The 25080-nt window shown below is 37.5% G+C and carries 28 protein-coding genes and 3 tRNA genes; 20 read left to right on the top strand and 11 right to left on the bottom strand.

Annotated features, from left to right (window positions below):
- The first annotated feature begins 254 nt into the window (after positions 1–254).
- Entirely contained in the window at positions 255–944 is a 690-nt protein-coding gene (locus tag COCH_RS09925) for a PAS domain-containing protein (protein ID WP_009419714.1), read from the top strand.
- Between the two features lie 77 nt (positions 945–1021).
- Here COCH_RS09925 and yajC read toward each other — a convergent pair whose 3' ends face one another.
- Positions 1022–1330, bottom strand: coding sequence for a preprotein translocase subunit YajC (gene yajC, locus COCH_RS09930; protein WP_002672058.1), 309 nt, complete (start codon positions 1328–1330; stop codon positions 1022–1024).
- A gap of 75 nt (positions 1331–1405) precedes the next feature.
- Positions 1406–2347, bottom strand: a complete 942-nt coding sequence (locus tag COCH_RS09935) for a transcription antitermination protein NusB (protein WP_041546835.1) — start codon at positions 2345–2347, stop codon at positions 1406–1408.
- Positions 2348–2533: 186 nt separating this feature from the next.
- Between COCH_RS09935 and COCH_RS09940 the strand changes: the two genes are divergently transcribed.
- The 17 genes from COCH_RS09940 to COCH_RS10020 all read left to right on the top strand — a co-directional run bounded on the left by COCH_RS09940 (position 2534) and on the right by COCH_RS10020 (position 15133).
- Positions 2534–2824, top strand: coding sequence for an HU family DNA-binding protein (locus COCH_RS09940; protein ID WP_255346883.1), 291 nt, complete (start codon positions 2534–2536; stop codon positions 2822–2824).
- A gap of 105 nt (positions 2825–2929) precedes the next feature.
- Positions 2930–3169, top strand: coding sequence for a hypothetical protein (locus tag COCH_RS12220; protein WP_041546837.1), 240 nt, complete (start codon positions 2930–2932; stop codon positions 3167–3169).
- Between the two features lie 176 nt (positions 3170–3345).
- Positions 3346–4035, top strand: a complete 690-nt coding sequence (locus tag COCH_RS09950; RefSeq protein ID WP_015782968.1) for an SIR2 family NAD-dependent protein deacylase — start codon at positions 3346–3348, stop codon at positions 4033–4035.
- Positions 4032–4271 carry a hypothetical protein gene (locus tag COCH_RS09955; RefSeq protein ID WP_002672069.1) on the top strand — a complete coding sequence of 80 codons (240 nt, stop codon included), beginning with the start codon at positions 4032–4034 and terminating at the stop codon, positions 4269–4271. The genes COCH_RS09950 and COCH_RS09955 overlap by 4 nt, the downstream gene beginning before the upstream one ends.
- The gene (pyrF, locus tag COCH_RS09960; protein WP_015782969.1) at positions 4261–5079 is read left to right on the top strand and encodes an orotidine-5'-phosphate decarboxylase; all 819 of its coding nucleotides are present in this window, start codon (positions 4261–4263) and stop codon (positions 5077–5079) included. The genes COCH_RS09955 and pyrF overlap by 11 nt, the downstream gene beginning before the upstream one ends.
- Before the next feature lie 146 nt (positions 5080–5225).
- Positions 5226–5672: a GNAT family N-acetyltransferase gene (locus COCH_RS09965; RefSeq protein ID WP_002672071.1), complete on the top strand. Its 447-nt coding sequence runs from the start codon at positions 5226–5228 to the stop codon at positions 5670–5672.
- Positions 5673–5727: 55 nt separating this feature from the next.
- Positions 5728–6378 (top strand): epoxyqueuosine reductase QueH, encoded by a 651-nt coding sequence (locus COCH_RS09970; RefSeq protein ID WP_015782970.1) that lies wholly within the window; start codon positions 5728–5730, stop codon positions 6376–6378.
- A 5-nt stretch (positions 6379–6383) separates the two neighbouring features.
- Positions 6384–8060, top strand: a complete 1677-nt coding sequence (truB, locus tag COCH_RS09975; protein ID WP_015782971.1) for a tRNA pseudouridine(55) synthase TruB — start codon at positions 6384–6386, stop codon at positions 8058–8060.
- 1 nt (position 8061) lies between these two features.
- Positions 8062–9111 (top strand): glutaminyl-peptide cyclotransferase, encoded by a 1050-nt coding sequence (locus tag COCH_RS09980; RefSeq protein ID WP_015782972.1) that lies wholly within the window; start codon positions 8062–8064, stop codon positions 9109–9111.
- 45 nt (positions 9112–9156) lie between these two features.
- Positions 9157–11271 carry an ATP-dependent DNA helicase RecG gene (recG, locus tag COCH_RS09985; RefSeq protein WP_015782973.1) on the top strand — a complete coding sequence of 705 codons (2115 nt, stop codon included), beginning with the start codon at positions 9157–9159 and terminating at the stop codon, positions 11269–11271.
- A 111-nt stretch (positions 11272–11382) separates the two neighbouring features.
- Positions 11383–11457, top strand: a tRNA-Val gene (locus COCH_RS09990).
- Positions 11458–11497: 40 nt separating this feature from the next.
- A tRNA-Val gene (locus COCH_RS09995) sits at positions 11498–11575 on the top strand.
- 36 nt (positions 11576–11611) lie between these two features.
- Positions 11612–11686, top strand: a tRNA-Val gene (locus COCH_RS10000).
- A gap of 168 nt (positions 11687–11854) precedes the next feature.
- Positions 11855–12559 carry a MotA/TolQ/ExbB proton channel family protein gene (locus tag COCH_RS10005; protein WP_009422165.1) on the top strand — a complete coding sequence of 235 codons (705 nt, stop codon included), beginning with the start codon at positions 11855–11857 and terminating at the stop codon, positions 12557–12559.
- 27 nt (positions 12560–12586) lie between these two features.
- The gene (locus COCH_RS10010; RefSeq protein ID WP_015782974.1) at positions 12587–12973 is read left to right on the top strand and encodes an ExbD/TolR family protein; all 387 of its coding nucleotides are present in this window, start codon (positions 12587–12589) and stop codon (positions 12971–12973) included.
- 8 nt (positions 12974–12981) lie between these two features.
- Positions 12982–13809, top strand: coding sequence for an energy transducer TonB (locus COCH_RS10015; RefSeq protein ID WP_015782975.1), 828 nt, complete (start codon positions 12982–12984; stop codon positions 13807–13809).
- A gap of 109 nt (positions 13810–13918) precedes the next feature.
- Positions 13919–15133 carry a bifunctional folylpolyglutamate synthase/dihydrofolate synthase gene (locus COCH_RS10020; protein ID WP_015782976.1) on the top strand — a complete coding sequence of 405 codons (1215 nt, stop codon included), beginning with the start codon at positions 13919–13921 and terminating at the stop codon, positions 15131–15133.
- A 41-nt stretch (positions 15134–15174) separates the two neighbouring features.
- Here COCH_RS10020 and mgtE read toward each other — a convergent pair whose 3' ends face one another.
- The 7 genes from mgtE to COCH_RS10055 all read right to left on the bottom strand — a co-directional run bounded on the left by mgtE (position 15175) and on the right by COCH_RS10055 (position 22375).
- Positions 15175–16530 carry a magnesium transporter gene (gene mgtE, locus COCH_RS10025; RefSeq protein WP_015782977.1) on the bottom strand — a complete coding sequence of 452 codons (1356 nt, stop codon included), beginning with the start codon at positions 16528–16530 and terminating at the stop codon, positions 15175–15177.
- A gap of 27 nt (positions 16531–16557) precedes the next feature.
- Complete coding sequence (rsmA, locus tag COCH_RS10030; protein WP_015782978.1) at positions 16558–17331, bottom strand: 16S rRNA (adenine(1518)-N(6)/adenine(1519)-N(6))-dimethyltransferase RsmA; 774 nt, start codon at positions 17329–17331, stop codon at positions 16558–16560.
- 23 nt (positions 17332–17354) lie between these two features.
- Positions 17355–17798, bottom strand: a complete 444-nt coding sequence (locus COCH_RS10035) for a hypothetical protein (protein WP_015782979.1) — start codon at positions 17796–17798, stop codon at positions 17355–17357.
- A 145-nt stretch (positions 17799–17943) separates the two neighbouring features.
- Entirely contained in the window at positions 17944–18597 is a 654-nt protein-coding gene (locus tag COCH_RS10040) for a hypothetical protein (protein ID WP_015782980.1), read from the bottom strand.
- A gap of 350 nt (positions 18598–18947) precedes the next feature.
- Positions 18948–20024: an LptF/LptG family permease gene (locus tag COCH_RS10045; protein ID WP_015782981.1), complete on the bottom strand. Its 1077-nt coding sequence runs from the start codon at positions 20022–20024 to the stop codon at positions 18948–18950.
- Positions 20025–20121: 97 nt separating this feature from the next.
- Positions 20122–21252: a tRNA guanosine(34) transglycosylase Tgt gene (gene tgt / locus COCH_RS10050; protein WP_015782982.1), complete on the bottom strand. Its 1131-nt coding sequence runs from the start codon at positions 21250–21252 to the stop codon at positions 20122–20124.
- An 85-nt stretch (positions 21253–21337) separates the two neighbouring features.
- A complete protein-coding gene (locus COCH_RS10055) occupies positions 21338–22375 on the bottom strand; it encodes a DUF445 domain-containing protein (protein ID WP_015782983.1) in 1038 nt (345 codons plus the stop codon).
- 144 nt (positions 22376–22519) lie between these two features.
- Here COCH_RS10055 and COCH_RS10060 point away from each other — a divergent pair, with 144 nt between their 5' ends.
- A complete protein-coding gene (locus COCH_RS10060) occupies positions 22520–23011 on the top strand; it encodes a DUF2271 domain-containing protein (protein WP_009422197.1) in 492 nt (163 codons plus the stop codon).
- A 19-nt stretch (positions 23012–23030) separates the two neighbouring features.
- Positions 23031–23720: a DNA alkylation repair protein gene (locus COCH_RS10065; RefSeq protein ID WP_015782984.1), complete on the top strand. Its 690-nt coding sequence runs from the start codon at positions 23031–23033 to the stop codon at positions 23718–23720.
- Here COCH_RS10065 and COCH_RS10070 read toward each other — a convergent pair.
- Positions 23717–24265 (bottom strand): RsmD family RNA methyltransferase, encoded by a 549-nt coding sequence (locus COCH_RS10070; RefSeq protein ID WP_015782985.1) that lies wholly within the window; start codon positions 24263–24265, stop codon positions 23717–23719. The genes COCH_RS10065 and COCH_RS10070 overlap by 4 nt on opposite strands.
- A 92-nt stretch (positions 24266–24357) precedes the next feature.
- Entirely contained in the window at positions 24358–25077 is a 720-nt protein-coding gene (locus tag COCH_RS10075; RefSeq protein WP_002672129.1) for a YebC/PmpR family DNA-binding transcriptional regulator, read from the bottom strand.
- Positions 25078–25080: the final 3 nt, after the last annotated feature.

The raw sequence follows: 25080 nt of genomic DNA on the forward strand, positions 1-25080 counted from the left end.
TTTTTAACATACAGTTATACTTTTATATTACTTGAATGGCTAAAATAATAAAAATTAAATGTATGGGAAAGCAAAAACTATTAAAAATAAGAAGATATAGAAAAGTAGAAATATAGCTGTTAATTACTACAAATCAACGTGTTAAAAAGAATTGTTATATTTAAAACAAAATAGTAGTACAATTTTATCTAAAATATTTTGTTCTTTCAGATAACTTTTGTACTTTTGTAGCGTTAAGTATAAAAGGAAATCTTATGTCAGAACTAATTACTAGACCTATACCTATTGATGAAGAAGTAGTGTGGGATAAAACAAAAACTATTATCAGTACTACTGATAAGTTGGGTGCTATTACTGACGTAAATCAAACATTTATAGACGTTTGTGGTTATCCTGCGGTTGAATTATTAGGAAAACCACATAGCATCATTCGTCACCCCGATATGCCTAAAATCATATTTAAGATTACTTGGGATAATATTTTGGCGGGGAGAAACTTTCACGCTATTATTAAAAACTTAGCTAAATCGGGTAAGTATTATTGGGTAATTACCGATTTTGAAGTAGGCAGGAATATTATTGGGGATGTTGTTACTATTATGGCGCGTCAGCATTCAGTACCTAAGTATGTAATTACAGAGCATATTGAGCCTTTATATCAAACGCTCCTTAAACTTGAAAAAATAGGAGATATGGAGCTCAGTAATCGTTATTTTAAGGGCTTTTTAGAAAAACAAGGCAAATCATATATTGAATATATTATGGATATTATGGACGAAAGCAAGCGAGAAATTCACTTTGATCCTATCCCTAATATGCCTCACACTGATACTAACATTGGAGACTATGAAATTTCTGATGATATATTTAGTGAAGAACATCACGAAGAAGAAACTATGATGCAACGCAAGAGTTTCTTTGCAAAATTATTTTCTACGAATTAGAATTTTGCAAATATCACAATAAGAGGAGAGCGTATCTATTGCAATAGATACGCTCTCCTTTTTGGTTCTTTCTATGATTACGATTCTTTCTTGTCTTGAATTTCTTTCTTGTCGTCTTTTAATTTAGCTGACAGTTCCATAGAAATAGCAGAACGTTCAAATTTGATTTTTCCTGAAAGTGTTTCTAAGACACAAGTATCATCAGTAAGTTCTACAATGCGTCCGTGCATACCACTTTTAGTAATTACTTTATCCCCTCTTTTCATTCCTTCAATAAAGTTTTTTTCTTGTTTTTGTCGTCTTACTTGCGGACGAATCATAAAAAAGTAGAATACTAAGATTATCAATATAAGAGGTAGTAAACCACTGTTCATCAATTGTTGCATATTTATTAATTTAATTATTAGTTTTTAGTTATTTTAGAAAATTGTAATTAGGAACTTTTAGCTTTTGGCTTTCAATTATAAAAGTCCTCTTCCTATCTTTTTTATTTGTTGTTTTTCTTCGAGTTCTTTATGTACATTTTTCATTACACCATTAATAAACGCACTACTTTTAGTAGTAGAATATTCCTTGGCAAGTTCTAAATATTCATTAAGTGTTACTTTCACTGGAATACTAGGAAAACTAAGCATTTCACAAACAGCCATTTTTAACAATATACTATCTATTACAGCCACACGATCTTTCTCCCAACCTGTCATTCTAGTAATAATTTCATCCTCCCACTTACTATCATTGAGCACTGCTTTTTTTAGTAACCCTGTAAGAAAATCTTTTTCTTCTTCATCTTTATAAAGTGAAGGAACAAAATATTTATCAGGTGAGGTGGGGAGCACTTCTCTAAATAACCTACTTATATAGGTATTCACAATGGGATAATCATCTACCCAAGTGAGATTATAATCTTCAATATATTCATACATTGTCTCATCGGGAGCTATAATTTCTTCAAAAATAGTCATTAAAAAAGATTTATCAGCTTCAAAACTGCTCTTTTGTTTGTTGTATTTCTTATAAAGCTCACTTTCTACAATGTTTTTATATATAGTACGCACATACTCTTCGTGTATTTCCCAATGATTTATACGTGCATCAGCAATAGCTTCTTGTAATAATGTATTATGAACAATGGCTAAGAGCAAAAGGTTTTCAGAGAATTTTTGATGTACTGTTCTTTCTTCAGTAGTAGCCAAATATTTTTTCTGAGCTACTTTGTGTTGATGAGTTGCCAAAGAATGCAGTTCAATGAAAAGTGATAATATTAATAGATATAGGTGTCGCATTTCATCAGCACTGTTTTGCAAGAACTTCAATTCTTTGTCTAAATCCTGACTTTGGCTCTGACGCATTGCATAAATTGATTGCATTACTTTTGCCCTAATATGTCGTCTTGTAAGCATAATTTGTAAGAACTTTCTTAACTTTATTTTGAGAGTGCAAAAGTAGAAAAAAAGGTTTAACGAGCCAAAAAAAAGCGCTAAAAAAGCACCTAAAATGTTAATTTTTTACTAAAAATCGTATTTTTTCTTGTTTTATACTTGCTATGAAGAAATATATTACTACCTTTGTCCTTATTAACTGTATTTATAAGTTATCATATGAACAAATCAGAATTAATTGATGCAATTGCAGCAGGGTCTGGACTTACAAAAACCGACTCTAAAAAAGCTGTTGAAGCGTTCTTTTCAAGTGTTGAAAAGGCTCTAAAAAAAGGTGACAAAGTAGCTGTCGTAGGATTCGGTTCTTGGTCAGTTGCTAAAAAAGAAGCCAGAGAGGCTCGCAACCCTCGTACTGGTGCAGTAATTAAAGTACCTGCTAAGAAAGTTGTAAAATTCAAAGCAGGGGCTGAATTATCTGAAGCAGTAAACAAAAAGTAATTGCAGTAAAAAAGTCCCTTTCGGTTGAAAGGGACTTTTTTTATTTATTAGTAGATGAGTTAATTAGCATAGAAACCTTATTTAATGATTAATGGTTAATGATTAATGTTTAATTTGGGAGAAGCTTATAGAAAGCTTATAGGAAAGACGAACAAAAGACGAACAAAAGACGAACAAAAGACGAACAAAAGACGAACAAAAGACGAACAAAAGACGAACAAAAGACGAACAAAAGACGAACAAAAGACGAACAAAAGACGAACAAAAGACGAACAAAAGACGAACAAAAGACGAACAAAAGACGAACAAAAGACGAACAAAAGACGAACAAAAGACGAACAATGAACGAAGGAAAAGTGAAGTTAAGTTGATGCTAAAGTAGAGATAAGAAGGAGGAAATTGGTAAACTTCTACTTTGCCAAAAGTCGTAGCACGACGGGCAATTTAAAACTTTGGCAAGGTGCAAAGCGCACGAAAGCGCAAATTAATTCTCTGACAAGACTATAACTAACATTACCAATATGAAAAAGAAGAAAATAGTAGTCCTCACGGGGGCAGGGATTAGTGCTGAAAGTGGTGTAAAGACTTTTCGAGATGCCGATGGCTTGTGGGAAGGTCACGATATAGAACAAGTGGCAACACCTTATGGTTTTGAGAAAGACCCTGAACTTGTATTGAACTTCTACAACGGCTTGCGCAAACAGGTGAAAAATGTGCAACCTAACCCCGCTCACTTATTATTAGCCGAGTTGGAAAAAGAGTACGACGTGGTGATCATCACTCAAAATGTAGATGACTTGCACGAACGTGCGGGTAGCCATCACATTATTCACTTACACGGAGAACTGCTAAAAATGCGGGGAGTAGATGACCCCTATACGCTCTACGACTGTACTGACGACATTAAAGTGGGCGACCTGAGCCCCAGTGGAGCACAATTACGACCTCACATCGTGTGGTTTGGCGAAGATGTACCAATGATTGTAAAGGCTGCCGAAGAGGTAGAAACTGCCGATATAGTGGTTATTGTAGGTACTTCATTACAAGTGTACCCCGCTGCTGGATTGATGAACTGTGCCAAGAAAGATACACCTATGTATTATATAGACCCACGTCCAAGCATCAGTAGTAAAGATAAAATCACTGTAATTAAAGACGTTGCTTCAACAGGGGTAGCTAAAGCTATTGAACTAATAAAAGAATTGAAATGAGTAACTTCCCAAAATTTATTTTAGGTGACAACACCGATATGCCCGACGCTATGTTCGTGGTGCATTTAGAGTATCCGCGCTTCGTGCTGAACTTAGACAACGATGAAGTAGAATGGCTTGAAGAATTCGACGAAGAAGACACCAAAGAGTTAGAAGCTGAAAGCGAGAACCTTATAGAAGAAGCTATCGCTTTCTACGAACGAGAAATCGCCCGTATAGAAGAAAATGACTACTAAGCAACTCATACAGCAAATCGAAGCTAAACAATCGCTGTTATGTGTGGGCTTGGATACCGATATGGCTAAAATTCCTCCTCACTTGCTTGAAGAGGAAGACCCGCTGTTCGCGTTCAACAAGGCGATTATAGAGGCTACCCACGCTTTTGCGGTAGCCTACAAACCCAATACAGCTTTCTACGAAGCACACGGCGAAAAAGGTTGGCGCGCCTTAAAAAAGACGATTGATTATCTGAACTGTCACCACCCTGAGATTTTCACTATTGCCGATGCCAAACGCGGGGATATAGGCAACACTTCAAGTATGTATGCCAAAGCTTTTTTTGAAGATATGCAATTCGATAGCGTGACAGTAGCCCCCTATATGGGAAGGGATTCGGTAGAGCCTTTTTTAGCTTTTGAGAACAAACAAACCATTCTCTTAGCACTAACTTCTAATGAAGGAGCTTTTGACTTCCAAACGCAAAAACTCAACGATGAAGAGCTGTACAAAAAGGTATTACGTACCTCACTCACTTGGCAAAACAGCCAAAACCTGATGTACGTAGTAGGCGCAACCAAGGCGGAATACCTAAAGGAAATACGTAAAATTATACCTAAACATTTCTTGTTAGTACCAGGAGTAGGTGCTCAGGGAGGTAGCTTGGAAGAGGTATGTAAGTATGGTTTGAACGACCACTACGGACTGCTTATCAACTCGTCAAGAGGCATTATTTACGCTTCTAAGGGCGAAGACTTTGCCAAAGTAGCAGGTGAAAAAGCTGAGGAATTACAACAGAAGATGAAATTAATGCTTAATGGTAAATGATAAGTGGTAAATGAGTAGTAATGAAAAGGAGCAAGAGAAATGACAAGTGTGAGAAGTAATAGGTATATCAACTTTGTACAAGTTTAAAACTTTGGCAGAATATGGTGATTAAAAACTAGTAAACTAATGACTAACAACTAAATAATATGATTACATTTTTAAATAAAAGCAACATTACACCAACCATTGAAGATGACGCTCACAGACTTTTTTCACTGTTGAGCAGGCGCTACCAACAACGACTATCTGACCTTTTTCAAGACAAAACTAAAGCACCTTATGTAGTGGGTTATATAGAAGATGGACGCCTACACGGAATGGCTTCTATGGCTATCTACAGAGTGATTTCGGGCTATAAAGGTTGGATAGAAGATGTGGTGGTAGACGAGATGGCACGTGGAAAAAAAATAGGCACTCAGCTCATACAACTTCTTATCGCCAAAGGCAAAGAATTGGGCTTAGGAGAAATATTACTCTTTACCTCGCCTACTAACGAAGCAGCTATTAAGCTTTATGAAAATGAAGGCTTTAAACGTAAAGGTGCAGAGGTATATGTGAACGCTCTCAAACAAATGTACCCACCAGAATCTTGATATATTACTATTTCTTTGTATTTTTGCCCTCTGATAAGGAAACAATAAAAATACTATGGAATTAGTCCACAAGAATCTCGTATTGCCCAATAATGGCAAAAAGCTCTTGTTACACACTTGTTGTGCGCCTTGCTCGGGCTCTATTATACTATCTATTCAGGCATCGGGGATAGAGTTTACTATATTTTTTTACAACCCTAATATTCACCCTCAAAAAGAATACGAAATTCGCAAAGAGGAAAATATACGCTTTGCCGAAAAGTGTGGCGTACCTATTGTAGATGCCGAATACGACACCGATAACTGGTATACGCGTGCTAAAGGTATGGAATTTGAACCCGAACGCGGTAGCCGTTGTGCAATGTGCTTTGATATGCGTATGGAGCGTACGGCTTTATATGCTTACGAAAACGGTTTCGATACCATTGCGACCTCACTGGGCATCTCTCGTTGGAAAGACCTCAACCAAGTGAATGAAGCAGGTAAAAATGCTGCCAATAAGTACGAGGGACTTACCTATTGGGACTACAATTGGCGCAAAAACGGAGGTGCTGCCTGCAATATGGAAATCTGTAAAAACGAGAAATTCTACCAACAAGAGTACTGCGGTTGTGCTTTCTCGTTGCGCGATGCTAACAAATGGCGAGTAGCCAACGGAAGAGAGAAAATACGAATAGGGGAAAAATACTACGGAAGAGAAAAGTGAATAGTATGATAACTCCAGAAGAACTTAGAGAAGGTCGTATCTTGCTTATCGATAAGCCCCTGCAATGGTCGTCGTTTCAAGCAGTGAACAAAATCAAATGGGCAATACTCAAACACTATAAGCTCAAGAAGATAAAGATAGGGCACGCAGGAACATTAGACCCGCTTGCCTCTGGTTTATTGGTGATTTGTACGGGCAAATTTACTAAGAAGATTACCGAAATACAAGACGCTGTAAAAACTTATACAGGCACTATTACCGTAGGGGCTACTACTCCTTCCTACGATAAGGAAACCGAAATTAATGCCCACTACCCTACTGACCATATCACTCCTGAACTGATAGAACAAGTGCGAATGCAGTTTATAGGGGAACTCACGCAAACGCCTCCTGTATTTTCGGCTATCAAGAAAGAAGGCAAACGGCTCTACGAATTTGCCCGCGACGGCAAAGAAATAGAAGTTCCTCAGCGCACTATCTATATTTACAGTTTCAATATAGATGCAAGTCAGTTTCCTAAGTTGCAATTTGAGGTGGTATGTAGCAAAGGCACCTACATACGCTCCTTGGCAAACGACTTTGGTAAAGCCTTAGGATCTGGTGGCTATCTATCTGCATTGCGACGCACTAAGATAGGTGATTTCTCGGTAAATGATGCCTTAACGCCTGATGAATTTATAAACATACATATTCCAAAAATGCAAACAAAACCTATTATTCTCACTACTGTATTCGAGCGATTTATCGATAAGAATAAAACAACTCTTAATGACCATTTCGCTCGAAAAGAATCTACTTTGAACACACAAAACAATAGGAAAAAATCTATTAATGAAGTGTATGAAGAGCGAGAGCGAGAACACCTTAACAAACAACAAAAACAGCGACATACTTCCGACCTTAATATAGAAGCCATTTTTCCTCGAAAAAAGAAAAAAAAGACCTCAGGAATCAAATATGAGTTTCGCTACTTTCTATCGATGTTTTCAAATACTGATAAGGCAATTATGCTTACTTTACTGATACTTTTCGGTACGATAGTAACCCTTATGGTGATACAACTTAGCAGTAGAGAGAAAGAAATAATGATTGAAATGGCACTCACTCCAGATGATTTACCTTATGAACCTCCAAAATTAGAGGAACAAACTGAAGCGCCTGATCTTTCTCAAGCTATGAATGCGAAACTGACTACTAATGCTTATAATCAAGCCGATGCTGACTTACGTCATACTGAGAATTTTAAAACTTTAGACGAAATAATGGCAGAGCGTGCTTCTAAAGAGATGGAAAGTGCTAAAGAAGACTTGGTGAGTAATAATAAAATGTCGTCTAACTTAGTAATATCGGACGATAATACTCTTCAAAAAACAACTAAAATTTCATCTGATAATAAAGTAAATAAGAATACTTTAGTAAAATATGCCTTATCTGGCAGGACAGGAAATATACCTAACCCTGTATTTACTTGTGAAAAAGAAGGGCAAGTAGTGATTATTATTACAGTTGATGAAGCAGGAAGAGTTATTAGAACAGCTCTTGACAAAATGAATTCAACTACCAATGATGATTGCCTTATAGAAAACTCATTACTATATGCTAGCAGAGCCAGATTTAATGCTGTAACAGGCAAAAAAGAGCAAACAGGAACTATTACTTATATTTTTCAAAGTAAACGATAGAATGAAATTACAACAGTTAATTTGCATATTAAGTTTCTTATTAATAGGAGCTTGCAAAAATGCAAATCCACCTAAGCAAGACGCTTTCAATATAGAACTGTATCCTAAAAAGAAGGAATACCACATAGGAGAAGCTTTACAGATAAAAGTTGTGAATCCTAAATTTGAAGGTAAAATAGTAAAGATTAGCTATCAGTTTCATCACCAAGAGCTTGTTGTTACTAATGAGAACATAGTACTTGAAAACCTAATGTTAGGTAAACAGCCTTTAGAAGTAACTGTATATACTGATAAAGGAGAAGTTTATAAAGTACGAAAAGAAATTTTACTTTTGGCAGGACAAGCTCCTAAACTGTATACTTATAAAATACTAAATGAATATCCCCACGACAAACAGGCTTATACTCAAGGTTTAGAATTTATAGGTGATACTTTAGTAGAAAGCACAGGACAATACCGAGAATCTTCCATACGCAAATGGAATCCTTTTACGGGCGAAATGTACAAAAATGTACCTTTACAAGCAATGTATTTTGGTGAAGGAGCTACCGTTTTTAGAAATAAAATAATCCAACTCACTTGGAGAGAAAATATAGGATTCGTATATGATGCTCAGCTAAAATTGTTAAAAACATTCTCTTACAATAAAAGTAAAGAAGGTTGGGGGCTCTGTCATAACGGTAGTGATAAACTTTACAAAAGTGATGGTTCAGAAAAGATTTGGATACTCAATCCTAACACTTTTGAAGAAGTAGACAGTTTACAACTATGTACTAATAAATCTATTTTTACCAATGCTAACGAATTAGAATTTGTAGACGGGAAAATATATGCTAATACTTATCTAAAAGATGGTATTATGATTATCAACCCCAATAATGGTGCTATAGAAGGCGTTGTAGATGTACGAGGATTAAAAGAAAAAGTAGAACAAACTCCTGATTTAGATGTTCTTAATGGCATTGCTTATCACGCTAGGCGTAATACTTTCTTCATCACGGGTAAGAATTGGAGTAAGATATTTGAGGTGGTTTTTATAAACAAGAATTAAATAACGTGAGCTTGATGTTTGTATTTTTTTATTACTTTTGCTCTTATGATTCCAGAGAATATCCTACATACTCCCATCAACTACCTGCGTGGCGTAGGCAATCAGCGGGCTGAACTCCTGAAAACAGAGCTCAGTATCTATGAGTATCAAGATTTGCTGAACCTGTTCCCCAATAGGTATATCGACCGTACCAAGTTTTACAAAATCAACGAATTGCAGAACAATAATGCCGAGGTGCAACTCGTAGGCAAGATAGTAAACCTACGCACAGTAGAGTCGGCTCACCAAAAAGGTACTCGTCTTGTTGCTACCTTTGTAGACGATACGGGCACTATGGAGCTCGTGTGGTTCAAAGGACTCAAATGGTTACGTGAATCCCTAAAAATCAACGAACCTTATGTGATTTTTGGCAAACTGAATTTCTTTGGAGGTACTTTCTCTATGCCTCACCCCGAAATGGACTTGCTCAGCGAATTCAAGAAGGCAGGACACAGCAGTATTCAGCCCGTATATCCCTCTACCGAAAAATTAGCTAAACGCAACATTACCAATAGAGTGATGCGCCAATTAGTACAAACAGTTTTTGAAGAAGTAGGCAATAGCTTTGCCGAGAATTTACCGGATAACATACTCGTTTCTATGAACCTCATCTCCAAGCAGGAGGCAATGCGCAATATCCACTTCCCTACAAATCAAACTTTGCTTACTAAAGCCTCTGTACGACTCAAATTTGAAGAGCTTTTCTACATACAAGTGCAATTGGTACGCAAGAATCTTCTGCACAAACAGAAGTTCCAAGGACAACCTTTCAAGAATGTAGGCGATGCTTTTATGAACTTCTATAACCATCATTTGCCTTTTCCGCTTACCGATGCCCAAAAACGAGTATTGAAAGAAATACGCGCCGATGTGGGCTCAAATGTCCAAATGAACCGCCTGTTGCAAGGCGATGTAGGCTCTGGTAAAACCATCGTAGCCCTAATGACGATGCTTTTAGCGGTAGATAATGGTTGTCAAGCCTGCTTGATGGCACCTACCGAAATTCTCGCCAATCAGCATTACCAAAACATTAGTGAACTACTAAAAGAAACAGGAGTAACTGTAGCACTGCTCACAGGTTCGTCTAAAACTAAAGAACGCAAAATGTTAGACGAACAATTACAGTCTGGAGAGCTTTCTATCCTTATAGGCACTCACGCTCTTTTGGAAAACAAAGTACAGTTCAGAAACTTAGGACTCGCCATTATCGATGAGCAACACCGATTTGGGGTAGAACAGCGCTCGAAGTTATGGCATAAAAACACTATTCCGCCTCATATCTTAGTAATGACCGCCACCCCTATCCCACGCACTTTAGCGATGAGTGTATATGGTGATTTAGATATTTCGATAATAGATGAACTCCCCCCTGGACGTAAGCCTATTAAAACTCTACATCAGTTTGAAAACCACCGTGCAGAAACTTATGAATTTATTAAAAAAGAGATAGATAAAGGACGACAAGCTTATGTAGTATATCCACTTATAGAAGAATCGGAAGCGTTAGATTTTAAGAACCTTACCGAAGGCTATGATTATATCACGGCAAGCTTCCCTTTGCCAAAATATAAGGTCTCTATGGTACACGGTAGACTGAAACCAGCTGAAAAAGATGCTGAAATGGATCGCTTCCTACGTAATGAAACACAAATAATGGTGGCTACCACCGTGATAGAAGTAGGGGTAAATGTGCCCAATGCCTCCGTAATGGTAATTGAGAGTGCTGAGCGCTTTGGACTCTCACAACTACACCAGTTGAGAGGACGTGTAGGTCGTGGCAGTGAACAGAGTTATTGTATATTACTCACAGGCAACAAAATGAGTAACGATACTTGTACGCGTATGGAAACGATGGTGCGTACTAACGACGGTTTTGAAATCGCTGAAGTAGACCTAAAATTGCGTGGTCCTGGTGACCTAATGGGTACGCAACAAAGTGGAGTGCTCGCTCTAAAAATAGCCGACCTTGTAAAAGACCAAGATATACTAAAAGCAGCACGCTTTCAAGCTATCGACCTCCTGAAAGCCGACCCTAATTTAGAGTTGCCCCAAAACCAACGCATAGCCCACACGCTCTATCAGTTACAACGCTATAAGAACCTCTGGACATACATTTCATAGGGAGCTGAAGAGGTGATGCTTACTACATTGTAATCTTTTTCCACTTTTTTTTCACCAAAAAATTTGGAGAGTTAAAAAAAAGTAGTACCTTTGCACCCGAATTAAACGTAAGGGTTCTTAGCTCAGCTGGTTCAGAGCATCTGCCTTACAAGCAGAGGGTCACTGGTTCGAATCCAGTAGGACCCACTTAGGTTAAAATTAAAAAATTTCTATCATTGTAATTTTGGGGTTCTTAGCTCAGCTGGTTCAGAGCATCTGCCTTACAAGCAGAGGGTCACTGGTTCGAATCCAGTAGGACCCACCAAAACTCGGATTTTATTGTTGTTTTCATAATTAAAAAGGATTCTTAGCTCAGCTGGTTCAGAGCATCTGCCTTACAAGCAGAGGGTCACTGGTTCGAATCCAGTAGAGTCCACAAAAGCTACTCAATACTGAGTAGCTTTTTTTGTTAATTATTTATTTAAATAACAAATGATTATCAAGTATTTATAATTTTCTAAATTGTTAATTATTAATTAATAATTGTCTATTGATAATTATTTCTTACTTTTGCGATATTTTTAAACAGAAAAACAAAAATAATATGTTAGGATTACAAACTTCTGTAGACGTTGCAACTACTGCAACCGACACTGCTCCCGTCGCAGTACAAGAGAAAACCCTTTCTATAATGGAACTGATTCTAGATGGTGGTATGGGCAGTATCATTATTATTGGTATCTTATTTGTGATGCTCGCTGTAGCTCTTTTCCTCTATTTTGAACGCCTTTTTGCTATTAAGGCAGCTTCTAAGATGGATAAAACTTTTATGTATAAAATACGTGATTGTATCTCAGCTGGGCGCTTAGATGCTGCTAAAATGCTTTGTGTACAATCGAATACTCCCGTAGCACGCCTTATTGAAAAAGGGGTCTCTCGTATAGGTAAACCTCTTGAAGATATCAATAAAGCTATTGAAAATGCAGGCACTTTAGAGGTCTACAATCTTGAAAAGAACACGGCTATTCTCGCTACTATTGCAGGAGCAGGACCTATGATTGGATTCTTAGGCACAGTTGTTGGTATGATTATGTCATTCCACGAAATGGCTTCAGCAGGCGGTCAAGCAGAGATGGGGTCGTTAGCAAGTGGTATCTATACCGCGATGGCAACTACCGTAGCAGGGCTTATAGTAGGAATTATTGCTTATGTAGGCTACAACCACTTAGTAGTAAAAACTGATAAGGTGGTACACCTAATGGAAGCCAATGCTGTTGAATTCTTAGACTTGTTAAACGAACCTCTATAGGTCTTAAAAAACTACTCTCATCTAATTATGAAATTAAAAGGTAGAAATAAGATAAGTCCTGAGTTCAGTATGTCGTCTATGACGGACATTGTGTTCCTGTTGTTAATATTCTTTATGATTACTGCCAACAGCCCCAATGCACTTGATTTGTTATTGCCTAAAGCTAAAGGTAAAAGCACTAATACACAAAACGTTTCAGTAAGCATTGATAAAGATTTAAACTATTTTCTTGACAAGAAACCTATTTCAGTAGATAATCTCGATACAGAGCTCAAATCAGCGCTCAATGGAGTAGAAAATCCTACTATCATTTTGCGTGTAGAGGAAAGTGTGCCTATTGAAAATGCGGTAACAGTGATGGATGTGGCAAACCAAAACCAATTTAAGGTGATTTTGGCTGTTCGTCCAAAATAGAAAGGTATATGAATTTATTCGATACAGAACATAAACGTAAATCCTTAGCACTCACTACGGTTGTGATGTGTTTAGTAATCTTCATACTGTTTTTTGCAGGAATGAAGTACTTAGACCCACCGCCCGAAAAAGGTGTAGAGGTTATTTATGGAGTCGATTTGGTAGGAATGGGCGAGCGCACTCCTCCGCCAAGTGCTGCTAAACAGGAAGAAACTAAAACGCCTCCTCAAACACAACCAGAACAGAGTACTTCACAAGAAGTAAAGGAAAACCTTTTGGCTCAAGATAACAACGAAGAAGTTTCTGTACCCGAAGTACCGAAAAAGAAAGAAAAAAAGAAAGAAACACCTAAAAAAGATACTCCAAAAGAGAGTCCCAAACCTGCTCCTAAACCTTCACGGGAAACTTCGGATGCGTTATCAAATATATTGGGAGCTGCCAATGCAGGTGGTAGTGGTATCTCAGGACAAGGAGATGGCAACCAACCTGGTTATCAGGGACAGATAGATGGTAGTCAGTACGCTAATTCTTATTATGGCTCAGGAGGTGGTAATGGCACTGGCAAAGGTTGGGGATTGAAAGGTCGTACTATAGCTTCACAAGGTAAAGTACCTCAAAATTGTAATGAAGAAGGACGCGTAGTAGTACAAATAGAAGTAGACCGTAGTGGTAAAGTAGTAAAAGCTACTGCTGGTGTGAAAGGAACTACTAACTCTGCTCAGTGTTTGCTGGAAGCTGCTCGAAAAACAGCTGCTATGCACCGCTGGAACGCCGATGATAATGCTCCTGCACGTCAAGTAGGTTTTATTGTTATCAACTTTAAACTCGGAGAATAAGAAATCAATTAATAATTGGTAATTAATAATTAACAAGGATGAGATAATGGTTATAGTATAACTGATTATCTCATTTTTGATTGTACAACAACTAAAATTATCTTTAACATTGAATTATCAAGAAACACTTTCGTGGATGTTCAACCGCTTACCAATGTTTCAAACACAAGGTAAAACTGCTTTGAACAACAAATTAGATAATATCCTCGCCTTTACTTCGGTGTTAGGAAACCCTCAAACAAAATTCAAAAGTTTGCATATCGCAGGCACTAACGGAAAGGGTTCTTCCAGCAGTATGCTCGCTTCTATCCTACAAGAGGCAGGATATAAGGTAGGATTGTACACTTCTCCACACCTCAAAGACTTCCGAGAACGTATCAAAATTAATGGGAAGGAAATACCCGAAGACTATGTGGTAAGTTTTATAGCTAAAAACAGACCTTTTTTGGAAGAATATCACCTCTCATTCTTCGAAATGACAGTGGGAATGGCGTTCAGCTATTTCGAGAATGAAAAAGTAGATATCGCTGTGATAGAAGTAGGTTTAGGAGGACGTTTTGACTCCACTAATATTATCACTCCCGAAGTTTCTCTTATTACCAATATCTCTAAAGACCATACTGATATTTTAGGAGATACTTTACCTAAAATAGCTTTTGAAAAAGCTGGTATTATCAAACAAAATGTGCCTGTAGTAATCAGTGAATATCAAGAGGAGACAGCTCCCGTCTTCACAGCAAAAGCTAAAGAAATGAATGCTCCTATTATTTTTGCCAATCACATAGAAACTTCTCTTACAACCGACCTTCAAGGTGCTTATCAAGAGAAAAACATCAAAGGAGTAATAGCCGTTACCGAATTGCTTATCCACCAGGGGTGGGATATTACTCCGGAGAATATTGCACAAGGACTTTTACACGTGGTGCACAATACAAACCTGAAAGGTCGTTGGCAAACCCTTGGCTCCTACCCTACTATCGTATGTGATACAGGACATAATGTGGGCGGACTTACTTATGTGATGGAACAACTCAAAAAGCAAACCTATACACATCTTCATATTGTAGTAGGTTTTGTAAAAGAAAAAGATGTAAATAGTGTTTTAGAGCTTTTCCCAAAAGAAGCTACCTATTATTTTTGCAGTCCTGCTATTGCAAGAGGACTTAATGTAGATACATTAAAGAAAATTGCTACTGCAAAAGGACTCCAAGGGGAGAGATATTCTTCAGTAGCAGAAGCCTTAAATGCCGCTAAGGCACAAGCGCTTCCCACTGACTTTATATTTGTTGGTGGAAGCACGTTTGTAGTTGCGGAAGTGTTGTAAAATAACAAAAAGCAGATACTGAAAAACAAATGAAGGTTGTTTTAAAACCCTAATATCATTTTGGCAATAAAAAAGTAAATCAAGATACCTAAAACATCGTTGCTGGTAGTGATAAATGGACCCGTAGCAACTGCTGGGTCAATACCGCGCTTATGGAGAAGTATCGGGATAAAAGTACCTATCACAGCAGCATTTACAATCACTGTAATGAGTGCTATGGCTACCGTAATACTTACCAAATACTCAGCTTGAAAAGCAAAATGGCTTACTAATATCACTATTCCTGCAATAGTTCCTCCGTTGATGAGTCCTAATAGAAATTCTTTAAACAACCGTTTGATAAGTTCGCCGTCGATAGAATTATTTGCTAACCCTTGTACTATTATCGCCGATGATTGTACTCCCACATTTCCCGCAGTAGCTTGAATAAGCGGAATAAATATCAATAATATAGGGTAAATCATCATCGTATCCTGAAAACCATTGATAATACTCGCTGCACCTAATCCTCCAAACATTCCAATAAGTAACCAAGGCAAACGCGCTTTGATAAGTTTCCATACACTATCGCTTGCCTCCACATCATTGGTAATACCTGCTGCCAACTGATAGTCTTTTTCAGCTTCTTCTTTTATCACGTCCACCACATCATCAATAGTGATGCGTCCCACAAGGCGTTTCATTTCATCAACTACAGGAATTGCCTCTAAGTCATACTTACTCATTATGTGAGCTACCTCTTCGGCAGTATCAGTAACGTATACGTAATCTACTTTTGGAATATAAATGTCTTTCACTTCTGAACGTGTGGAAGTAGTAAGCAAATCTTTAAGTGAAAGTCGTCCTTTAAGCACATCATTATCATCTACTACATAAATAGAATGCACACGAGTAACGTGAGCCGCCTGTTCGCGCATTTCTTTTACGCATTTTAGCACATTCCAATTCTCATTTACCTTTACAAGTTCCTTCGCCATTAGTCCTCCCGCAGTATCTTCGCCATAACGAAGTAATTCTACGATGTCTTTGGCGTGTTCTACGTCCGAGATATGCGAAATAACCTCTGTTTTTCTATCTTCGGGCAATTCAGAGATGATATCCACCGCATCATCGGTGTCCAACTCGATGATTTCATCGGCAATTTCTTTTGCAGAAAGGTTTTTTAAGATATTCTCACGGTAATCATCGTCTAATTCTGTGAGTACATCTGATGTTTTCTCAGCATCAATTAAACGAATGATGTATACCCCCTCTTCAATATCCAATTCGTGAATGATTTCAGCTATATCGGCATAGTGCAAATCATTTAAGAGGGTTGTAAGTTCTTTATTTTGTTTTTCCTCAATGAGTTTATGGATTTTCTCAATGAGTTCATCTGTTATTTTAAAAGTTGTCATAGTTTTAAGACGTCAAATCGTTAGCTATCAAACTTGATTACTGATTTTTTTAGTAATAAAAACAAACTCTTGCCAAGGCAATTGCTCAGGACGTTTATCAAATATAGGGTCTTGTTTTAAATTCTCATCTGTAAGTAGTGGTTTTAGGCTGTTGCGAAGGGTTTTTCGCCGTTGATTGAAAGCCGTTTTCACTACGGTAAAGAATAATCTTTCATCACAATCTAAATGGAAGTGAGCTTTGCGTACTAATCGTATTACACCACTCTTTACTTTGGGCGGAGGATTAAAAACACTCTCCGAAACTGTGAATAAGTAGCTCGTTTCATAAAAAGCCTGTACTAAAACTGATAAAATTCCATACGTTTTACTGCCTTCGTGCTCGCATATACGTTCGGCAACCTCTTTCTGAAACATTCCGCTAAACTCAGAAACATATTCTCGCAGTTCAAGTAGTTTAAAAACGATTTGAGTAGAGATATTATAAGGGAAATTACCTATAATAGCAAATGGTTCGGCTAAATAACCCGCTACATCATATTTCAAAAAGTCATCGGCAATTATTTTTCCTCTTAATGCAGGATAATTTGCCTCCAAATAATCTACCGATTCCTTATCGATTTCCACTATGTGCACATCAACACCTTTTTTGAGCAAAAACTGAGTAAGCACGCCCATTCCAGCTCCTATTTCTACTACTTTTTTATAGTTTTTTAGCGATAATGTATCAGCTATTTTCTGTGCAATGTTCAAATCTTTTAAGAAATGTTGCCCTAAATGCTTTTTTGCTTTTACTAATTCCATTTATATACCTTTCAGCGAGACTTTTAGTTGTTCTTTTGCAGAAGTATCGACCTTATTTCATCATAATGGTCAGTTCCTACCAAAAACACTTTCTTTCTGTCCTTAGACACTATCCTGATTGCCTTATTATGTTTCGTATTATAGATGATACCTGCCGAAGTATACCGTATCCCAATGCCATAATACCAAGGAACATCAATGAGTTGAATAGTAGAGACGTCCATTTCTTGAAAATTCATTCGTCTATTCAAAAAACCGATACCAAATGAAGCTGCAATACCATAATCATCAATTACAGTAGTAAGTTTATAGAATACAGCTACTAAAATAGCCACTAATAATATAATTATTGCCCAACCTCCTTTGTTTTGATAGCCTGAAAAGACTATAATCCCTACAAAAAGAGCTAAAATAGACAGTAATATATAAGAAAATTGTGTTTCTTTAAATTCTATAGCTGTTTTCATAATATTATTTTTTTGTGCAATTTAAAAATAGACAGAAGCCACACCCTAAAATCTAATAAAAATTTATAAACAAGAAAAAGAACAAATTCTTAACTTTGGTGGCGGGTGGGCTTCTGTGCTAAAATGTTTATATTATTGCGTTACACTAACTCTTTACGAGTTTACCAATGCTTTCAAGTAGTTGCGGACGGTCAGAAAGGGCTATTTTGGCTACTTCGTAAAATTCCTTCACCCATTTGTTCATTGCCTCAAAGGCTTTGTTCTTATCCTGAGTGGCTTGTTGGTCGATACCGCGCAATTTCACGTATTGCGCACGGAACTCTTCCACTTTCGCAATGGCTGAAAGCTGTTCATCGGCGACGGCTTCGGTAAGTTTGAACCTGTCGAGCGCTGCTCGCTGGGTAGTAGTGGCTTTAATGCCCTCGTAAAGCTTTTTCGTGGTGGCTAAACCTTCCAGATAATCGCGCGACATCGTTCCTTTTAATCCAAATGATACCAGCGCTTCGGGAGATGCTTTTAACGCTACTTTTGCCACCTTGCGATGTTCTTTATATTTGTCGCTCATCGCTTTATAAGCCTTTTCAAACAAGGCTCTTTTCTCTACCGTTTGGCTTGTTTTTGCCAAATTATCGTTATAAGCGGCTTGTGCTTTGTCATAAAGTGCTTTACCTACTTTCATAGCCTCTTCATTGTATTGATATTCCTCTAACTGAGCTTTCAATTCGGCTATTTCGCTGTAATTGGTAAATAACAAACGTCTGTTTTCTAGTGTTTTTAATTCTGTGCTCTTTTCCTTCATAATATTACATATTTTAAAAGGTCTATAAATTAGTTGAAAAATGTTAAATCATTATGATTTACATTCATTTTTATACCGCAAAAATCCTGCCAAATAACATTGTACAAATTATTGTTTTTGTTTGTAGAAAAGCATTCTTTGTAAACTTCTCATATTAATTTAAAATAAGACGATAAGCTGTTACATTACTTACGTTTGTAGTTACAGTGGGTTATTTTGGCATTACAATACGCTTTTTACTTATTACTTAGTTTTGTTATCTTATTACTTTACTATCTTTTGCATTTACTTTCTTTTGTTTTACAGTTGCAACACTTTCTTTTGGTGTTACAAATGGATAAAATGCTCTATCAATTTCTTACTTTCCGGAGTAACAAGATAGCTAGGGTAAGGAAAATAAGATTAGGCAAGAGGACAGCCATCAAAGGTGATAAGCCCCCTGAGGTTTGAGCAAGGGTTCCAAACACACGGTCGAAAAATACAAAGCTAAAACCTACGACTACTCCCACCATTAGGTTGATTCCCATTCCTCCGCGCTTTTTCACCGATGAAACAGCCACGCCAATAAGCGTAAGGATAAAGGCAGTACTTATAGCACCCCAACGGCGGTATTTTACCAATAGATACATATTTAAATTGGGTGAACCTTTCATCTTTTCGCGTTCAATAAACTTGTTTAGCTCAAACAAGTTCTTATTTTCCGCTGTATATTCCATCGGCATTAGGTCATCAGGTTTGAAATTGAATATCGTGTCTAACTGGTCGCGTTTCACTATCACATCGTCTCCCTCCCCTATCTTTCTTTTGGAATAATTGGTAAGCCGATAGGTTTTCGTGCTGTCTATCCACTGAATCGTTTCGGCATTTATCTTTTCCGTCATCTTAATACCATTAAAATGTTCTACTGAAAAGTTATACCCGCGTTTGTCTTGGTAGTTAAACGAGCTTACATAAAGGTAATCGTTGTCAGAAAACTGATTGTAGAGGTCTGAAACGCTTTCCACCTTCGAAGAACGTATATACTTATTCCAAAAATCATTATACACAGTGCTGGCAGCGGGTACAATAAACATTCCCATAAAAAACACTATTACCGAAATGATACTCGCACCCACGATATACGGACGCAAAAAGCGCATATATGATACACCTGAGCTCTGGATAGCGATTATCTCGGTATTATTGGCTAACTTTGATGTAAACCAGATGATAGAGAGGAATAGCAAGATGGGAAACAATATATTGGCGAAATAAACGATAAAACTGAGGTAATACCACAGTATTTCGTTCATCGGGGCGCCTTTTTGTATCATCTTATCTACTTTTTCAGATAAATCTACGATAATTCCGATAGGAATAAAGAGAATTATCATCATAAAGAAGGTAAGAAGATAGCGTTTTAAGATGTACCAGTCGAGTATTTTCATTTTTTTGTTTTTTAGACCTCCCCCTATCCCCCTCCAAAGGGGGAATTAGCGACGCAAAAGCGTTTTTATCAGAAGTATATTAATTAATTTAATTTGTTTAAAGACGATTTGACATATCAGTAACCATTTTTGTCTTCCACGTAAGGAAAGTACCCGCTACAATTTGTCGGCGAGCTTCCCTCACAAGCCATAAATAGAAACCAAGATTGTGAATTGAAGCGATTTGTTTACCCAAAAACTCGTTAGCAGCGAATAAATGACGTAAATAGGCTTTCGTGTAATAGGTATCTACGTAAGTATGTCCGTCAGGGTCTATGGACGAGAAATCATCTTCCCATTTTTTGTTTTTAATATTGATAATTCCTTTTGCAGTAAAGAGCATTCCGTTGCGAGCATTGCGTGTGGGCATTACACAATCCATCATATCCACTCCCAAAGCAATATTTTCCAATATATTAACGGGTGTACCCACTCCCATAAGGTATCGGGGCTTGTTTTTGGGGAGAATATCGCATACAAGTTCAGTTATTTCATACATTTGTTCTACGGGTTCACCTACTGATAGCCCCCCGATAGCGTTTCCGTCGGCATTTTTGCTTGCAATATATTCGACAGACTGTGTACGAAGGTCTTTATAGACTGACCCTTGTACTATCGGGAATAAACTTTGATGATAACCGTATTTAGGAGGTACTTTTTCGAGGTGAGCAATGCATCTATCGAGCCACCTATGCGTGAGATGCATTGAACGTTTTGCATAACCGTATTCACAAGGGTAAGGCGTGCATTCATCAAAAGCCATCATAATATCAGCACCTATACTACGCTCTATTTCCATTACTTTTTCGGGTGAAAAAACGTGAAAAGAGCCATCGATATGACTTTTGAACTTTACACCTTCTTCTTTTATCTTTCGGTTGGCAGCCAATGAATATACTTGATAACCACCGCTATCGGTAAGTATGTTTCTATCCCAATTAATAAACTTATGTAAGCCTCCTGCTTTTTCCAAAATGGGGGTTTGAGGTCGTAAATAGAGGTGATAGGTGTTCCCCAAGATGATATCGGCATTAATATCGTCTTTCAGTTCGCGTTGGTGCACTCCTTTCACGCTTCCCACCGTTCCCACAGGCATAAAAATGGGGGTTTCAATCACGCCGTGGCTGGTAGTAATCTTCCCAGCACGTGCTTTAGTATGTTCGTCTGTTTTTAGTATTTCAAAATCCATAGTTGAAACATTTTCGGGCGCAAAGGTAGGGAAGAATTAGCAAATTAGCAAATTAGAAAAGTTAGCAAATAGACTAATATCTCTTTCAGAATAACTGAGTAAAGGCGTAAATAGCCAAACCGACTAATCCGCCTACTAAAGTGCCATTAATACGGATAAATTGGAGGTCTTTACCTACTTCCAATTCAAGTTTTTCGCTCAATTCGCGTCCCTCCCAGTTCTCTACCGTATGACTGATGAGTTTTCCCACTTCCTCTTTGTTTTTTAGCACAAACTGATAGGCAGTTTTCTGTACCCAAGCGTCTATTTGGTGTTGCAGCTGGGCATTTTGTCGGAGTTCATCGGTGAGGCGCTCCGTAGCAGTGCGCAATAGCTTTGCAAGATGTTGTTCCCATTCAGGAGTATTGAGTTTTTCAGCAAATTCATATAATTGTGCTGTAATTTCAGCCCTGATAGGGTGTGTTTCATCTTCTGATGCTTTTACAACTAACTGATAGAGCCCATTACTTACCTTCCGAGTAATTGTATCTTTAATAAACGATGGAACAAGAGGAGGAAATTGGTTGTCAATTTCGTGTTGCACCAGCTCTTGATGTTCGGCGAGGTAAGTAGCTACCTTTTCAAAAGCTCTTCGAAGGAATTTCTGATGTTTATTCTCGTCTAAAAAAGTGGTGAGAACTTCGCTTGCTTTTGCATTGAGAGGTATTTTTCTTACAAAAGTTTCTATCTGGTGAGGAGTACTTTCTTTCGAGAGCCACTCAACTATAAATGATGATACTTTGATATCGGTGATGTAAGGACGTATCTGTTTAGGTTTAAGGAAGTTCTCCACCACGAAATCACCTAAATTCTCCCCGATGTCATTCTTTCTTTCCTCAATGAGGTTGGTATGTGGAATGTTTAATCCTAATGGTTTGTGAAAGAGCGCTGTTACTGCAAACCAATCGGCAAGCGCTCCTACCATAGCGGCTTCGGAAAAAGCCTTTATATAACCTATAAAAGTGTGTTCGGGAGCTTTTTTATGCCATACCACCATTGCCATATAAATGATGAGCATCAAAACAAAGAGCCCCGTAGCTATATTCTTATGGTGTTGTAGTTTTTGGCGCTTGGAACTGTTCATAAATTATCAGTTTTTCAGGTGCAAAGGTACGAAGAAAAGTGGGAAAAATAAAAAAGTTGGGTATATAAATTGTCAGATAGTAATTATTGCCTATCTTTGCATCAGTTTATTCTAAATAGTAGTATTTTAAAACTTGTAATAAAGATGATAAAAAAGCACTTTTTAAAAACATTAGCCGTAGGAATAATTGCTTTACTTACTCTTTCATTTGTACAGCAAGCAACTGTTAAAAAATACAAATGCCTCATACAACTCACCAATTACAAGGGTGAAGGAGCCTACATAGTAGTTTCACTCATCAATCCCGAAGGTAAATATGAGCAAACACTACAAATTCTTGGAGATGATCCTGAATGGTACGACGATCTTACTCAATGGTGGAAGTTTTATGGCAAACGCCAGACAATTGATGGGATTACGGGAGCTACCATTAGCGGAGGAGAACGCGCTGTAAAGATACTTACAATTGATGATAGTAAACTAAACAAGGGCTACAAAATACGTTTTGAGACTGCCGTTGAAGATGAATATTACTACGCTAAAGATGCTGAAGTGGAATTTAAAACCGAGAACCTTAACACTAAAATTGAAGGTAAAGGGTATATCCGTTATGTGAGATTAATGCCTAACGATTGACAATCTTCTTAAAGAAATTATGAGTAAAGAAATTATTTTAGACCGGTTATGGGCATTAGAAGACTCTCCTTATAGAGATTTTACAGCGAATTTGATTCCCACTGTGGAGAAATCTCGTATTATAGGGGTTAGAACACCTGCAATGCGAGCGTTGGCTAAAGAATTAGTAAAACATTACCCTACTGAGGCAATGTCTTTCTTAGAAGAGTTACCTCATTATTATTATGAGGAAAATAATCTACACGGTTTTATCATTGAACAGCTAAAAGATTTTGATAAAGCGATGCAATATACAGAGCGGTTTCTCCCCTATATTGATAATTGGGCTACGTGTGATACTTTTGCTCCTAAAATCTTCTCGAAATACCCCGAAGAGACATTAAAACACATCAAACAATGGATTACAAGCAAAGAAACCTATACAGTACGTTACGGAATTGGGTTGTTATTGTCTAATTATTTAGATGCTCTTTTTAAGGAAGAATACTTAACCTGGGTAGCAAAAATTACCTCAGATGAATATTATATAAATATGATGATAGCGTGGTACTTTGCTACTGCTTTAACAAAACAATATGAAGCAACAATACCTTATATAGAATCAAAAACACTTTCTCCCTTTGTTCAAAATAAGAGTATACAAAAAGCAAGAGAAAGCCGTCGTATTTCCGAAGATACTAAAAAATATTTGTTGCAGTTTAAACTCTAATCTTGTTCTTCTCTTTCAAAAAAACTAAATACGTTCCCTCCATATTTCTTCGCTTGTGAGAAGAATGGCTGTTCTGATAAATCTGTTTTAGACGAATGTTCAATAATGAGCATTCCATTTTCAGTAAGTAAGTTTTGATTGAAGACAATATCGGCAATAGTAACAAACTTTTCAATCGGGAAATCATACGGAGGATCAGCAAAGATAACATCAAACTGCTGAGTAGTACGTTTTAAATATTCATATACATCGGCTTTAAGTGCTGTAATAGGGTAGACTAATTCACGTGCTATTTTATTGATAAATTGCACACAACCGTTATGGTTATCAACTGATAATACTGAGGGGCAACCTCTACTGGCAAACTCATAGCTAATATTTCCTGTTCCTGCAAAAAGGTCGAGTACAGAAAGTTCTTCAAAATAATAATAGTTATTGAGTATATTAAAAAGAGCTTCCTTCGCAAAATCGGTAGTAGGGCGAACTGGCAATTTATTAGGTGCTATAAGCTGTTTCCCTTTATTCTTCCCTGATATTATTCTCATAAAGATTAACCTTTTTATTGAACAGTTTCCCTCACTGCTAAACTCTGCATTACCTCGTTCATAGCTTCTTGGGTAAAGGATAAACTCATTAATTATTCTTCCGCTTCTTTCATCGTGTGGTACACCTGTTGCACGTCCTCATCTTCTTCTATCTTCTCGAGAAGTTTCTCCACATCGGCTTGTTCTTCAGGGGTAAGTTCTTTCGTTACTTGTGGAATACGCTCAAAGCCTGACGATAAGATTTCTATGTTACGGCTTTCTAACTCTTTTTGGATAGCTCCAAAGCTCTCAAAAGGCGCATAGATGAGGATACCGTCTTCGTCTACGAACACTTCTTCTGCCCCGAAGTCTATCATTTCGAGTTCCAACTCTTCGGGGTCTATCCCATTGCCATTAATACGGAAGTTACAAGTGTGGTCGAACATAAACTCCACTGACCCCGATGTACCTAAAGTACCATTACACTTGTTAAAATAACTGCGGATATTAGCTACGGTACGGTTGTTATTGTCGGTTGCCGTTTCTATGAGTACAGCAATACCGTGAGGAGCATAGCCTTCAAAAAGAACTTCTTTATAGTTTGCAGTATCTTTTTCAGTTGCTTTTTTGATGGCACGCTCAATATTTTCTTTAGGCATATTGGCGGCTTTGGCATTCTGTATCACGGCACGCAAACGCGAGTTACTCTCAGGGTGAGGACCTCCTTCTTTCACTGCCATTACGATGTCTTTCCCTAAACGGGTAAATGTTTTTGCCATTGCTGCCCAACGCTTAAATTTACGGGCTTTTCTAAATTCAAATGCTCTTCCCATTTT

Origin of the sequence: Capnocytophaga ochracea DSM 7271, from assembly GCF_000023285.1 — a bacterium.
GTDB classification, from domain to species: domain Bacteria; phylum Bacteroidota; class Bacteroidia; order Flavobacteriales; family Flavobacteriaceae; genus Capnocytophaga; species Capnocytophaga ochracea.